12 protein-coding genes and 1 tRNA gene are annotated in these 13,374 nt (G+C 57.0%); 6 read left to right on the plus strand and 7 right to left on the minus strand.

Annotated features, from left to right (window positions below; genetic code table 11):
- The first annotated feature begins 2 nt into the window (after positions 1-2).
- Positions 3-77, plus strand: a tRNA-Glu gene (locus AC2FHX_RS09755).
- 5 nt (positions 78-82) lie between these two features.
- Here AC2FHX_RS09755 and AC2FHX_RS09760 read toward each other — a convergent pair.
- From AC2FHX_RS09760 to AC2FHX_RS09790, 7 genes are read right to left on the minus strand one after another with little or no spacing between them, the layout of a single operon-like run.
- Positions 83-1,924 carry a V-type ATP synthase subunit A gene (locus AC2FHX_RS09760; RefSeq protein WP_496701806.1) on the minus strand — a complete coding sequence of 614 codons (1,842 nt, stop codon included), beginning with the start codon at positions 1,922-1,924 and terminating at the stop codon, positions 83-85.
- Entirely contained in the window at positions 1,921-2,613 is a 693-nt protein-coding gene (locus AC2FHX_RS09765; protein ID WP_281994823.1) for a hypothetical protein, read from the minus strand. Before AC2FHX_RS09765 ends, AC2FHX_RS09760 begins: the two co-directional genes overlap by 4 nt.
- Before the next feature lies 1 nt (position 2,614).
- Positions 2,615-3,292, minus strand: a complete 678-nt coding sequence (locus AC2FHX_RS09770) for a hypothetical protein (protein WP_496701804.1) — start codon at positions 3,290-3,292, stop codon at positions 2,615-2,617.
- Positions 3,292-3,735 carry an ATP synthase subunit C gene (locus tag AC2FHX_RS09775; RefSeq protein ID WP_281972343.1) on the minus strand — a complete coding sequence of 148 codons (444 nt, stop codon included), beginning with the start codon at positions 3,733-3,735 and terminating at the stop codon, positions 3,292-3,294. Before AC2FHX_RS09775 ends, AC2FHX_RS09770 begins: the two co-directional genes overlap by 1 nt.
- Positions 3,732-5,528: a V-type ATP synthase subunit I gene (locus AC2FHX_RS09780; RefSeq protein WP_496701802.1), complete on the minus strand. Its 1,797-nt coding sequence runs from the start codon at positions 5,526-5,528 to the stop codon at positions 3,732-3,734. The genes AC2FHX_RS09775 and AC2FHX_RS09780 overlap by 4 nt, the downstream gene beginning before the upstream one ends.
- Positions 5,525-6,130, minus strand: a complete 606-nt coding sequence (locus AC2FHX_RS09785) for a V-type ATP synthase subunit D (RefSeq protein ID WP_496701800.1) — start codon at positions 6,128-6,130, stop codon at positions 5,525-5,527. Before AC2FHX_RS09785 ends, AC2FHX_RS09780 begins: the two co-directional genes overlap by 4 nt.
- A complete protein-coding gene (locus AC2FHX_RS09790; RefSeq protein ID WP_496689802.1) occupies positions 6,108-7,469 on the minus strand; it encodes a V-type ATP synthase subunit B in 1,362 nt (453 codons plus the stop codon). The genes AC2FHX_RS09785 and AC2FHX_RS09790 overlap by 23 nt, the downstream gene beginning before the upstream one ends.
- 319 nt (positions 7,470-7,788) lie before the next feature.
- Between AC2FHX_RS09790 and AC2FHX_RS09795 the strand changes: the two genes are divergently transcribed.
- From AC2FHX_RS09795 to AC2FHX_RS09815, 5 genes are all read left to right on the plus strand, one after another.
- Complete coding sequence (locus AC2FHX_RS09795; RefSeq protein ID WP_271946219.1) at positions 7,789-9,528, plus strand: ABC transporter substrate-binding protein; 1,740 nt, start codon at positions 7,789-7,791, stop codon at positions 9,526-9,528.
- Positions 9,529-9,590: 62 nt separating this feature from the next.
- Positions 9,591-10,640 (plus strand): ABC transporter ATP-binding protein, encoded by a 1,050-nt coding sequence (locus AC2FHX_RS09800; RefSeq protein ID WP_496701798.1) that lies wholly within the window; start codon positions 9,591-9,593, stop codon positions 10,638-10,640.
- Position 10,641: 1 nt separating this feature from the next.
- A complete protein-coding gene (locus AC2FHX_RS09805) occupies positions 10,642-11,718 on the plus strand; it encodes an ABC transporter ATP-binding protein (protein ID WP_496701796.1) in 1,077 nt (358 codons plus the stop codon).
- Positions 11,715-12,578 (plus strand): carbohydrate ABC transporter permease, encoded by an 864-nt coding sequence (locus AC2FHX_RS09810; protein WP_142634709.1) that lies wholly within the window; start codon positions 11,715-11,717, stop codon positions 12,576-12,578. The genes AC2FHX_RS09805 and AC2FHX_RS09810 overlap by 4 nt, the downstream gene beginning before the upstream one ends.
- Complete coding sequence (locus tag AC2FHX_RS09815; protein WP_142634711.1) at positions 12,575-13,372, plus strand: carbohydrate ABC transporter permease; 798 nt, start codon at positions 12,575-12,577, stop codon at positions 13,370-13,372. The genes AC2FHX_RS09810 and AC2FHX_RS09815 overlap by 4 nt, the downstream gene beginning before the upstream one ends.
- The last annotated feature ends 2 nt before the right edge of the window (positions 13,373-13,374 follow it).

Below are 13,374 nucleotides of genomic sequence, written 5' to 3' on the forward strand. Positions count from 1 at the left end.
GTGGCCCGTTCGTCTATCGGTTAGGACGCCAGGTTTTCAACCTGGAAAGAGGGGTTCGATTCCCCTACGGGCTACCACTTCATCACACTCCGAACTTTTCCTGACACAGGGCCTGCACTTGCGCCCAGACGGATTTGAATTCCGGCGTGTTTTCGGCGGCATAGTGGAAGTTCTTCATCAACCCCGTAAGCTGAGTGAAGACCTGGCGTACCTCGGCCTTGTCGGCGAACTGCGCGGTGGATTGAGTGACGCCATAGACCAGTTTGAACGTCATCTTCTGACGCTCTAGCGGCACCGACGCATCCACCGGGTCAAAGGCATCCTGCTGCAGATAGACCATGTCGACAAACAGCGCCTTTTGCTGAGTCACAAAATCCTCGATCGTGACCCCTTCCTCGCCGGTCACCTGCATCATCTGGTCAACCTGTTCGCCCCTTTCGATCAATGCCAGCAAGTCGCGCACTTTGCCCGTCCATCCGGCCTCGGCGTTGGTGTCGTACCAGTCCGAGAGCTGTTCCAGATAACGCGACCAGCTGAGCATCGGATCGACCGCGGGATAGAACCGCTTGTAGGCGCGTTCGGACGACAGGCCGAGGAAACACTTCACCGTGGACAGCGTCGATTGCGTGACCGGTTCATCAAAGTTCCCACCTGCCGGTGAGACGGTCCCGATCAGGGTCAGGCTGCCGGTGTCCCCATCATTCGTCTTCATCGCTCCGGCCCGCTCGTACAGCCCCTTGATTGAGCTTTCGAGATAGGCGGGAAAGCCCTCCTCGCCGGGGATTTCTTCCAGTTTGCCCGATGTCTCGCGCATCGCCTGTGCCCAGCGGCTGGTACTGTCCGCAATCAGCAGCACGTCGTACCCCATCTGGCGGTAATACTCACCCAGAGTGATCCCAGTGAAGATCGACGCCTCGCGCGCAGCGACGGGCATCGAGGAGGTGTTGCAGATGATGATCGTCCGGTCCATCAGACTGCCGCCAGTGGTCGGGTCGGTCATCTTCGGGAATTCCGCAATCGTCTCGACAACCTCACCCGCGCGTTCACCACAGGCAACCACGATCACGATGTCCACCTTGGCGTTGCGTGCAATCAGGTTCTGCAGCACCGTCTTGCCTGCGCCGAACGGACCGGGAATACAGGCCGTCCCACCGCGGGCTATCGGAAAGAACGTGTCGATCAGGCGCTGAGAGGTCAGGACAGGTTCGGTTGGATAGAGCCGCTCGGACAAGGTGCGTTTCAGAACGTTTTCCGGCAAAGCCCGCCGTACCGGCCATTTCTGCGACAGGGTCAGCGTGTGCTCACCCCCCTGTGCATCTTCAAGCCGCGCCACGATATCATGGATCATGGCCGCACCCTTCTGAACCCAAATGACTTTGTAGTCCCCAACCCAGTTAAAGGGCAGCATGATCTTATGGGTAAAATGCCCCTCGGGCACCGCCCCGATGCTGTCGCCTGCAGTGACCGTGTCGCCCACCTTGACCGATGGGGTAAACGACCACTTTGCCTGAGTGTCCAACGACGCCACGTCCGCCCCACGCGGCAAAAAGGTTCCGAATTCTGTCGCCACTTTGGCCAAAGGCGACTGCAAGCCGTCAAACACCTGCCCCAACAGCCCAGGACCAAGTTCGACCGAGAGCAGCTGCCCGGATTGTTCGACCGGGTCGCCCACGGCGACGCCATCAGTGCTTTCGTAAACCTGCACATCGGCAGTGTCGCCCCGCACCCGTAACACTTCGGCTTTCAGACGTTCCTGACGTCCACCGGGGCCGGGCCGCGTGGGCAGAATGAAAACGACCTCATTCTTGACCAGCTGCCCGGGATGGCCTGTGGCATCAGGGTTCGCCTGAATTTGTACCAGCCCTTCCTGTACCGAGACGACGCGGGCAGTAGAGGTCTGCGTGGCGGAGGTTGGGGCTGTCATGCGCTTACTCCTTCAAAATCCAAGTCGATCGCACTTGCCATGGCGTGTTGCGCCAGTTTCTCAAAGCGCGTTGCCGCGTCACGCGCATTGCTTTGCGCCCAGCGATCAAAAATATTCCAGATCAGAACGTAAATCGCCACGGCTTCGAAATCGAACAGATGGCGCGCGGCGTAGCGTTTCAGTTGCTTATGGCTGACCGACAAAAGCAACCGTTCAAGCCCCAGGGGGTCATCGACATCCAGCAAGTGTTTGGCTTCTTTGATCCAGGGCATTGGGGTTTCCAGCCGAAAGGCAGGGTCGCCCCAGTTGGCTGGAATGTGTCGGCTCCAGCGTCCAATGCCATAGACGCCACTAGGTGCAGCCCCCCCCTGTTTGCGCAGGCGCAGCGCGGCAACCGCCGTCCTCAAATCCATCCGTTCCATGAACAGCTTGCGCAAGGTCGGTTGTGGAATGTGTCGGAGCGCTTCTTTGCATCGCTCAATGGTCTGTGCATCCGTGACGTTCATATCATAGTTGTTCCAGTTCAGAGCGTGTTCCATTACCTCCAGAACCCGCGCATCCGCTGGTGTCAGCGCCCGCAAGCGCCGGTCCAGCCTGAGCCGCGACAGCGGAGGTTGTTTGGCGATGAACAACCGTTCCGAGCCCGGCAGGCTGCTGATCAGCGCGATATAGGCGTCAGGATCCGACATGTTACCGGATCACACCTTCCAAAACGGCACGAAAGCGCGGCTGCAAATGTTCCATCAACAACGAGGCGACGGCCTTATCGGTCAGATCCAGAACAACCCCCTGTTCATCAGCCCGGATGCGGATGCCATTCTGGGTGTCATCCGCGCTGTGCAGCTCAACCTGTTCCTTCAGCATTTCAGCCGTCAGTCCCAGAACGTAACGCGTCAGCTTTCCCGACTGAATATCATCGGCGTTTTGTTTGATGTCATCCTGAGTGGCGACCCTGGGGGGCAGTATGACTTGCGCAGGCCCTACCAATCTGGCGTCTGACGCGGCGCGACCGACGACCTCAAGGATCATTTGTTTCAGCAGTTCAGGATCAGTCATTTCTTGGGTGACCAGCCGTTCAACATCCTTGCGGAATCGATCTGTCAGACCGGCCTTCATTGTAAGCACCGCATCACGCATCGCTGTGTTCAGCGCCTCTTCTCCGGCTGTGCGATAATTATCCGCCTCGGCACGGGCCTTTTTCCGATACTCATCTACGTCGCGCTTGGCATCGGCAAGAATTTTGGCCGCCTCGGCTTTGGCTTCAGCGCGCAGATTGTCTGCATCGGCCTGACCGGCAGCCACACCATCGCTGCGCAGCTTGTCGATCAGCGCATCCACCCCATGCGAAATCATCCCGTCCTGTGCCATCAGCTAATCCCCGCGCTGATGACCAAAGCAAAGACAAAGGCAAATACGCCAAAGCCCTCGATGATTGCAGCCGGCGCAAGTGCCAGGCCAAAAATCTCGGGCTTTTCCTTGGTTGCGTTAATCGCTGCAGCACAGGCCCTTCCCTGCCAGATGCCGCAATACATCAGGGCGATGCCCGACAGGATACCGATCCCGAACAGCCCGCCTGCATTTTCAGGCGTCACATCGCGGTTCAGCGTGAACATGATGACAATACCGTAGATCACCATCGTCGATGGAAAGGCCGACACGCCGATAAACCGGCCATACCCGCCTTCGGTTTCCGTCATCGCTCCGATACTGGCCTGTCCAGCAATGGAACAGCCAATCGCGCTTGCTGCGGCGCCCAGCGCCATGGGGGCATAGATTCCCAACCAGCCCAATGTAAGTACAAGCTCATTCATTCCTGAACCTCCTTGCGGGCGAACGGGCGAAAGACGATGCCTTCATCCGGCAGGCCCCATTTAAAGAATTCGATGTAATTGAGACGTAATCCGTGAACGACGCCGCTCATCATGGCGAGCGCGAAATTGAGGATATGCCCGGCGATCAGGATCAACACTCCGAACAGAAGGCCCAGCCCTTTCAGGGACTGCATCACCGAGACCGCCAGATCGTTGAACGTGATCGCCAGCGAAGCCGAGGCCAGCCCCAGCGCAAACAGGCGCATGTAGCTAAGCACATCGCCAAAGGCCCCCATCGCCCCGGCCAACCCCTGCACGCCCTCTATCAGGCGCCACAGCCAGTCAGAGGGTTTGGCAATCTCGCGCTCGCTAGTGAACAGAAGGATCGCCAAGGCCCCAGCGATCATGATCGCGGCCCCCGGTGCAGTTGGTCCGCCTTTCATATAGCTCAGCCACAGTATAAACCCGCCGATCAACACCGCGATCCAGCCAAGATTGGCAACGGAACTGCGCCGCCCCCAAGACGCGCGTGCTGCAAGCGCATTCGCCATTATCAGGTGCAGAACGCCGACCACGATTGAAATCATCATCATCAAGTCGAAATTGTTCAGGTCCAACAGCTTGAGTTTCCCCCAGATCGTGCCCGAGGTCGGGGAAGCGCCAAAATAGCTTCCAACCAAAATCCCGTACAGGACCGTCGCGCCCGAGATGATCAGACCATAAAGCCGCCACGATCTTTTCGCCGGTGTATTGTCGAGACGTTTCCAGAAGGCCAACAGCCCCAGCAGGATAACCAGGCCATAGCCGGCATCCGCAACGATCATCGCAAAGAAGATCGCGAACGAGACGGACACGATTATGCTGGGGTCCCATTCTCGGTACCCAGGAACCTGATAGAACAGGGCAAGGTCTACTGCTGCACTGCGATTTTCCGGCTGCTCAAGCAGCGTCGGAGGCATCTCGTTCGGGCCCGGGTCTTCGATCAAAACAGCGGCGTTCTGCGAATTGGCCATGTCCAGGACAGCCTCGACCTGATCGCTGGGCACCCAACCCTGCAGGGCAAACACTTCGCCTTCGTCGCGGACCTTTTGCGTGGCATGAGCCAGTTCTGCTGCGCTTTCGGCGGCGGCAAGATTACGCCGCATCAACGTCAGAAAACGGGTCTGCCCGATACGCTCGGCTTCCAGCGCCTCAATGGCGATTTCGGCTTCTTCCAGCTGAGCTTCAAGCTCGTGAATGGGCAACGAACCCGTATGGGTGCGCGGCACTGGAAGTATGTCGTCTTCGGGATCTTCCGGGGCGATCAGAACGGCGTAGAGAAACCGGTGATCCTCTTGCAGGATGGCCCAGGGCAACTGAAGCTCCGCCAGTGCCTCGCGGTGCTTTAGCGGCAGTTGATAGAACCAAAGCCGGTTACCTGCCAACACATCACTCGGCGGAAAATCCAGATCTCCCCACGGGCGCACCTGAGCGATCCGGTGGGATAGAAAATCCCGGTGGTCGGTCATATCCCTTATGCGCTGCATCAAGTCCAGGACTTCACCGACGAACTGGTCCATATCAAAACCAGAATCGCGCCGAACCTGACGGCGCGTTTCCGACGATTCTTTCAAAAACCGCAATGCTTTATACGCATCTCGGGCTCCACGCTCGTTGATCCGCTCTGGCTCTGCCGGCGGCGGTGCCAAAGGTAAAACATGCATGCATCCCAATGTCTGCAGCGCGCCCAGAGTGTCCCCCTTGTTCGCGGCGCGGCCGACCAAAGACAGTTTTTTCAGCCTTGCAACACTCATGCCGCTACCTCCTTCGCATGTTTGCGTTTGGAGATTTTCGAGCGCACAACGGATTGCATCTGTTCATCGCTCAGATAGATGCGGATTTTCTTGATGTTGGCCCTGGCGCGCGGGATCAACACCTTCTCGAACAGATTGACGCGCTGGGTGATCGTGGCGACTGATTTGTCAAAAATCCTGACCCTTTCTTCGGCCACTTTCACGCGCAATCGGGCTTCGATCATGTCATGCAACAAACGCGCCACTGCATCCACCCAATGTGGCTTGGCCAAAAGGGAATACGGACGTACCGCGACCTCGATTCGGTCCAGATCGGGCATGGCAACGCCAACCACGTTGACCTTCTTCAGCCGGTAATCCTTTAGTTCGACCAACCCTTCCAGGTCGACACCTTGTTGCGCCAGCATGGGCAGCTTTTCCCCGACCTGCTGTGCCAAGCGCGTCACCTCCTCCTGCAGGTGCTGCACATTTTTACGTGCCTTGGCCCGTTCAGCCATCAGTTGCTGACGCTTCAGGTCCAGAGACGGCAAGAACCGCTCATAGCTTTTCAGCTGCGTCTGCTCGCGTGCAAGCGACGATTTATTCAGCTGCAACCGCGCCATGTGCATCCTTTGGGAAGTATTTGTCGATCAGATCCTGCTTCATCAGCAACTGCTCGGGGGCAAAGCATTCAGCTAGTGTCTTCCATGCCAGATCTAACGCATCCTCCAGCGGAATCGAGACGTTGATGTCCATAAAGCGTTTTCGGAACAAAGCGCCGAATTTCAGCAACTGGTTGTCATAATCCGATAGGTCAAACGCCATGGCCTGTTTCTGCGCGGCATCTCGGCTTTCGGAATAGAACCGGATCATCGTGTTCATGATCTGGCCGTGGTCTTCGCGCGTGGTCTTGCCGATTACATTCTGCTTGAGGCGCGACAAACTGCCGAACGGGTCGATCACCCCGGAATGCAGGTAAAACTGGCCTTCAGTGATATATCCGGTGTTGTCCGGCACCGGATGCGTCACGTCATTCCCGGGCATGGTTGTGACAGTCAGCACAGTAACCGATCCACCTTTGGCATAGTCGCAAGCTTTCTCATACCGTCGTGCCAGTTGCGAGTAGAGATCGCCCATATATCCACGCTGCGATGGGACGCGTTCCTGGCTGATCCCAACCTCTTTCATCGCATCGGCATAGGCGGTCATATCCGTCAGCAGGACCAGAACACGCTTGCCCTCTTCCACAGCGAATTTCTCGGCAACGGCCAGCGCCATATCCGGCACCAACAGGCGTTCTACCAACGGGTCCATGGCCTGATTGACGAACATCACGGTCCGCGAGAACACGCCCGCATCCTCGAACGAGGTTCTGAACGTGTGGAAGTCGTCAAAAATCAGCCCTAGCCCGCCAAACACAACAATATCCGCATCCGCCTGAATGCCGATGCGGCTGAGAAACGCGTTGAACGGCTCGCCGGATACCGAAAATATTGGGATCTTCTGGCTTTCGACCAGCGTATTGAACACGTCGATCATCGGCACATCCGTGCGAATCATCTTGTTGGGAACCGACCGCTCAACCGGATTCACCGTCGGTCCCCCAATGTCGATGCGCGGTTCGGCAGACAAGTCCGGACCGCCGTCAATCGCCTCGCCTGCGCCGTCAAACACCCGGCCCAGAATATTGGCCGAATACGGGGTTTGCATCGGATGACCAAGGAACGTTGCTGTCGCCTCGGTCGAAATCCCTTTGGTACCCGAGAACACTTGCAAGGTTATCACATCGCGGTCGATGAAGATGACTTGCGCCAGCGTTCTGTGCCCATCGACAGTTTCGATCACGGCCAGATCGTTGAAACGCACCGTCGCGTCAGCGGACCCGTCACTCGGAACTTTTATCTTTAGCGTATCCCCCACGATCTCGAGAACGCGGGTAAATTTCAGAAGACTTCGGGACATTTCTGATCCTCATAGCCTGAAAACTTGATTGAACTCAAATCGTGCAGCAAACGGTCACAAAAGTCTGCTTTTCAAATCGACCCGCATCACAGCGTCTGCCGAAAAACCATGCGCGCGACCCTGCATTCAAGGGGTCTGCGAACTGAAATTAATGGGCAAATGGTGCTTTAAAACATGATATAAATCAATTCATTTTCAGAAATTTATCCCGGCTATCACCTCAATTACTAAAAATTTAGTTTGACACGCAGGAGGCAAATCGCTGATGCTGATCGTCATCCGGTCTGCGCCGGATCACATTATCTTTGGGAGGAAACAGATGCGGAGACATCTACTTTCCGCAGTGGCGGCGGCTGCCGTCATTGCGGGGCACGGTCCCGTTTGGGCCGACGAAGCCGCAGCACAACGTTGGATCGACGACGAATTCCAGCCATCAACCCTGTCGAAAGACGAACAGATGGCCGAGATGCAATGGTTCATCGAAGCTGCACAGCCTTACAATGGCATGGAAATCAACGTCCTGTCCGAAGGCATCCCTACGCACTCTTACGAATCTGAGGTTCTGACCAAGGCGTTCGAAGAAATTACCGGCATCAAGGTCAATCACCAGATTCTGGGTGAAGGCGAAGTAGTTCAAGCCGTTCAAACCCAGCTGCAAACAGGTCGGAATCTGTATGACGGCTACGTGAACGACAGTGACCTGATCGGCACCCACTCGCGTCTGCAGTTGGCGTATCCGCTGACCGACATGATGGGTGGCGACTGGGCGGGCACGACCTCTCCGACGCTGGATCTGGATGACTTCATGGGCATTCAGTTCACCACCGGTCCGGATGGCAAGCTGTATCAGCTGCCTGATCAGCAGTTTGCGAACCTCTACTGGTTCCGCAAGGACTGGTTCGACGATGAGGCAAACAAAGCCGCGTTCAAAGAGAAGTACGGCTATGATCTGGGCGTTCCGGTCAACTGGTCCGCTTACGAAGACATCGCCGATTTCTTTACCAACGATGTGAAAGAAGTCGACGGTACCGCGATCTATGGCCACATGGATTACGGCAAGCGCGCACCTGACCTGGGTTGGCGTATGACCGACGCGTGGCTGTCGATGGCTGGTGCTGGCGACAAGGGTGAGCCGAACGGTATCCCCGTTGACGAATGGGGCATCCGCATGGAAGCGGGCACCTGTAACCCTGTTGGCGCATCTGTGTCGCGCGGTGGTGCGGCAAACGGTCCGGCTGCGGTCTATGCGATCCGCAAATGGGACGAATGGCTGCGCAACTATGCGCCTCCAGGTGCCGCGTCTTATGACTTCTACCAGTCGCTGCCGGCGCTTAGCCAAGGCAACGTGGCCCAGCAAATCTTCTGGTACACCGCCTTTACCGCCGACATGGTGAAGCCGAAGTCCGAAGGCAACAACACCGTCGACGACGAAGGCACACCGCTTTGGCGGATGGCGCCGAGCCCGCATGGCCCCTATTGGGAAGATGGTCAGAAGGTTGGGTATCAGGACGTGGGATCCTGGACTTTCCTGAAGTCGACCCCTGCGGATCGTGCTCAGGCGGCTTGGCTGTATGCCCAGTTCGTGACATCCAAGACGGTCGACGTGAAGAAGTCCCATGTGGGTCTGACTTTCATTCGCGACAGCTCGGTCAACCACGAGTCGTTCACCGAACGCGCGCCCAAGCTGGGTGGTTTGGTCGAGTTCTATCGCTCACCTGACCGCGTGGCATGGTCCCCGACCGGCATCAACGTGCCGGATTATCCAAAGCTGGCCCAGATCTGGTGGCAGCAGATCGGTGACGTGAACTCGGGTGCCTTCACTCCGCAAGAAGCGATGGATCGTCTGGCCGAAGAGATGGACATCACAATGGGCCGGATGCAGGCCGCGGATGAAAGCGCCGGTGTCTACGGCGGTTGTGGTCCGCGCTTGAACGAGCCGCAGGATGCGTCCTTCTGGCTGGAAAAGCCGGGTTCGCCAAAAGCCAAGCTGGAGAACGAAAAGCCGCAAGGCCAGACCGTCAACTATGACGAACTGGTTCAGCGCTGGCAGTCCCAGTAAGCGTAAACTCGTAGGCCGGGCTCAGACCCGGCCTACCCCCAAATACCCCCAGAGAACACCAGATGATCGAACTTCAAGACGCGACCAAACGGGTCGGCAACGTCATCCATATCAAACCCACGAATCTGACGCTGCAAACAGGCCATTTCAATGTGTTACTGGGTGCCACCGGTTCCGGGAAAACATCACTGATCAAGATGATGGCTGGACTGGATCCGATCGCCACAGGCAAAGTCCTGATGGACGGTCAGGACGTGACTCGGCTGAATACGCAGAAGCGTAAGATCAGTCTGGTGCACCAGTTTTTCGTCAATTACCCCCATATGAGCGTTTTCGACAACATTGCCTCGCCCCTGCGCGTGGCAGGCATGGCGAAAAGCGAAATCGAAGGCCGCGTGGAAGAGGCCGCTGATCTGCTGCAACTGCGTCCGATGCTGCAGCGCCGCCCGCACGAGCTGTCGGGTGGGCAACAACAACGCACCGCTTTGGCCCGCGCGATTGCCAAGGAAAGCCGGGCCGTGTTCCTTGATGAACCCCTTGCCAATCTGGACTACAAACTGCGCGAAGAGCTACGCGAGCAACTTCCTGATCTTTTTGCCGGACGCGGGGCCGTTGTGGTCTATGCGACATCAGAACCGGAAGAAGCATTGCTGCTCGGTGGTCATACCGCTCTGATGGCAGACGGCCGGGTCACCCAATTTGGGCCAACCGCTGATATCTACCGCAATCCGGAAAACATCGCTGCCGCACGTGTGTTCTCGGATCCGCCCATCAACGTCGCGCATATCACCGTCTCGGGTGCGCAGGCGCAACTTGCAGGGGGCGGTGGATGGGCCGTCACCGGCATCGCAGACGGTGAATACACAGTGGCGATACGCCCGCATCGCGTGACGCCATTCCGCACATCGGACGCAGATGTAGAGCTGACCGGGCGTGTGATCGTGACCGAGCTATCCGGATCTGACTCCAGTGCGCATTTCCAACATGGGAACGACGCATGGGTCTCATTGGCGGCGGGCGTACATCCCTATCAGGTTGGCGAAGACCATAGTTTCTATATGAATCCGGCCCATTGCCGGTATTTCGGCCAAGACGGCAAAAGGGTGGCCTGACATGGCACAGATCAAGCTTTCAAACCTTCGACACAGCTATATGCCATCGCCGCAAGGCCCCGAAGATTATGCGCTGAAGGAAATCGACGTCACTTGGCGCGATGGTGGGGCCTATGCGCTGCTGGGGCCATCAGGCTGCGGCAAGTCTACGCTGCTGAACATCATCTCGGGCCTGCTGACACCCTCCGAGGGGCAGATCCTGTTTGATGACCGCGACGTGACCGCCCTGCCCCCTGATCAGCGCAACATTGCGCAGGTTTTTCAGTTTCCAGTGATCTACGACACGATGACCGTAGGCGAGAACCTAGCCTTTCCTCTGAAAAACCGGGGCGTTGACGCGGCAACCATCAAGCGGCGTGTTGATGAGATTTCCGAAATGCTGGATGTCACAGATATGCTGGGCACCAAAGCCTCTGGCCTGAGCCCGGATAACAAGCAAAAAATCTCGATGGGGCGCGGACTGGTGCGCGATGACGTGAATGCGGTGATGTTTGATGAGCCGCTGACCGTGATCGACCCGCATCTGAAATGGAAACTGCGTTCCAAGCTGAAAGAGCTGCACCAGCGCGTAAAAGCCACAATGATCTACGTCACCCACGACCAGACCGAGGCGTTGACTTTTGCTGATGAAGTCGTGGTCATGCAGGATGGTGAAGTGGTTCAGATTGGTACGCCGGTTGAACTGTTCGAGCGGCCTCAGCATACATTCGTTGGTCACTTTATCGGCTCGCCCGGCATGAATGTCTTGCCCTGCGAGACCAAGGGCGATCGCGCTATTTTCGAAGGGCATGAGGTGGCCTTGGAAGGTCCGACCCATGGTGAAGGTGGTCGCACCGATCTGGGAATACGCCCGGAATATGTAGGCTTCGGCCAATCCGGCATACCGGCACATGTCACCAAAGTAGCCGATATCGGGCGCCATTACGTGGTCAGTGCCATGGTTGGGAACACGCCGATCAAGGCCGTCACCGAACACAATGCGCCTGAACAAGGCTCGATGGTCTTTCTGCAATTCAAACCCGAGCAGTCCCGCGTCTATCGCGACGGCTGGATCGCAACGCAGGAGCGGGCCCAATGAGAACAATAAACCAAAGAGCATGGTTCTTTGTCCTGCCGGTTCTGGCACTGGTCGCGTTCAACGCGCTGGTGCCAATGATGACAGTGGTCAACTACTCGGTGCAGGAGACCTTCGGCAATAACCAGTTCTTCTGGGAAGGGCTGGGATGGTTCGAACAAATCCTGCGCTCCGACCGTTTTCAGGCCGCTTTGGGGCGACAGTTCCTGTTTACCTTCATGATCCTGATCATCGAGGTGCCGCTGGGCATCATTGTCGCCCTGTCGATGCCGCGCAAAGGCTTTTGGGTGCCGGTCTGTCTGGTGCTGATGGCTCTGCCGATGCTCATCCCCTGGAACGTAGTCGGCTCGATGTGGAACATCTTTACCCTGCCAAAAATCGGCCTGCTGGGGTATTTTCTGAATGACGTGCTGGGCATCAATTATGACATGACACAGCAACCATTGTCGGCCTGGATCACTGTCATCATCATGGATGTCTGGCACTGGACTTCGCTGGTGGTTCTACTGTGCTATGCGGGTCTGGTTTCGATCCCGGACGCCTATTATCAGGCGGCCAAGATCGACGGTGCAAGCCCGTGGTCAGTGTTCCGGTATATCCAGTTACCCAAGATGAAGACGGTTCTGACAATCGCCATCCTGCTGCGGTTCATGGACAGTTTCAACATCTACACCGAACCCTTCGTTTTGACTGGCGGGGGTCCCGGAAACTCGACCACCTTACTGTCGATTGATCTTGTAAAGATCGCGCTGGGACAATTCGACCTTGGCCCTGCGGCTGCGATGAGCTTGATCTATTTCGCCATCACACTGCTGGTCTCATGGGTCTTCTACACTCTGATGACAAAGGATGACGCCGAATGAAAAAGCGCTCCCTCATCCCGATTCTCTATATCGCGTTCCTGATGTTGCCGATCTATTGGCTGGTGGCGATGTCCTTCAAGACCACGAACGAGATCCTGTCGGGCTTTTCTCTGTTCCCACAGACCTTTACGCTGGAAAACTACATCACGATCTTCACAGACCCGACGTGGTATTGGGGCTACATCAACTCGATCACCTATGTGACGTTGAACACGGTGCTTTCCGTCTGTGTCGCCCTACCAGCGGCCTATGCGTTCTCACGCTATCGGTTCCTAGGGGACAAGCAGTTGTTCTTCTGGCTGCTGACCAACCGGATGGCACCGGCTGCGGTGTTCGCCTTGCCGTTCTTTCAGCTCTATTCGTCAATTCAGTTGTTTGACACCTATCTGGCGGTGGCGCTGGCGCATACGCTGTTCAACGTGCCGCTAGCGGTGTGGATTTTGGAAGGGTTCATGCGTGGCATCCCCAAGGAGTTGGACGAAACCGCTTATGTGGACGGGTATTCCTTCCCGCGCTTTTTCGTCACGATATTCCTGCCAAATATCAAAGCGGGTGTAGGCGTCGCGGCATTCTTCTGCTTCATGTTCTCATGGGTCGAAATGCTGTTGGCCAAGACCCTGACAGCGGTCGAGGCCAAACCCATCGCTGCCGTAATGACCCGAACCGCGTCCAGCGCCGGGTACGAATTGGGCCTGCTGGCCGCCGCCGGGACGCTGACCATCATCCCCGGCGCCATCGTCATCTGGTTTGTCCGCAACTACATCGCGCGTGGTTTCGCGATGGGGCGTGTATGAGG

The organism is Ruegeria sp. CDSC042, from assembly GCF_059610745.1.

Excerpts from the sequence above, each read along its gene's own strand:
- AC2FHX_RS09760 (WP_496701806.1), bottom strand. The coding sequence starts at position 1,924 with ATGACAGCCCCAACCTCCGCCACGCAGACCTCTACTGCCCGCGTCGTC.
- AC2FHX_RS09765 (WP_281994823.1), bottom strand. The coding sequence starts at position 2,613 with ATGTCGGATCCTGACGCCTATATCGCGCTGATCAGCAGCCTGCCGGGC.
- AC2FHX_RS09770 (WP_496701804.1), bottom strand. The coding sequence starts at position 3,292 with ATGGCACAGGACGGGATGATTTCGCATGGGGTGGATGCGCTGATCGAC.
- AC2FHX_RS09775 (WP_281972343.1), bottom strand. The coding sequence starts at position 3,735 with ATGAATGAGCTTGTACTTACATTGGGCTGGTTGGGAATCTATGCCCCC.
- AC2FHX_RS09780 (WP_496701802.1), bottom strand. The coding sequence starts at position 5,528 with ATGAGTGTTGCAAGGCTGAAAAAACTGTCTTTGGTCGGCCGCGCCGCG.
- AC2FHX_RS09785 (WP_496701800.1), bottom strand. The coding sequence starts at position 6,130 with ATGGCGCGGTTGCAGCTGAATAAATCGTCGCTTGCACGCGAGCAGACG.
- AC2FHX_RS09790 (WP_496689802.1), bottom strand. The coding sequence starts at position 7,469 with ATGTCCCGAAGTCTTCTGAAATTTACCCGCGTTCTCGAGATCGTGGGG.
- AC2FHX_RS09795 (WP_271946219.1), top strand. The coding sequence starts at position 7,789 with ATGCGGAGACATCTACTTTCCGCAGTGGCGGCGGCTGCCGTCATTGCG.
- AC2FHX_RS09800 (WP_496701798.1), top strand. The coding sequence starts at position 9,591 with ATGATCGAACTTCAAGACGCGACCAAACGGGTCGGCAACGTCATCCAT.
- AC2FHX_RS09805 (WP_496701796.1), top strand. The coding sequence starts at position 10,642 with ATGGCACAGATCAAGCTTTCAAACCTTCGACACAGCTATATGCCATCG.
- AC2FHX_RS09810 (WP_142634709.1), top strand. The coding sequence starts at position 11,715 with ATGAGAACAATAAACCAAAGAGCATGGTTCTTTGTCCTGCCGGTTCTG.
- AC2FHX_RS09815 (WP_142634711.1), top strand. The coding sequence starts at position 12,575 with ATGAAAAAGCGCTCCCTCATCCCGATTCTCTATATCGCGTTCCTGATG.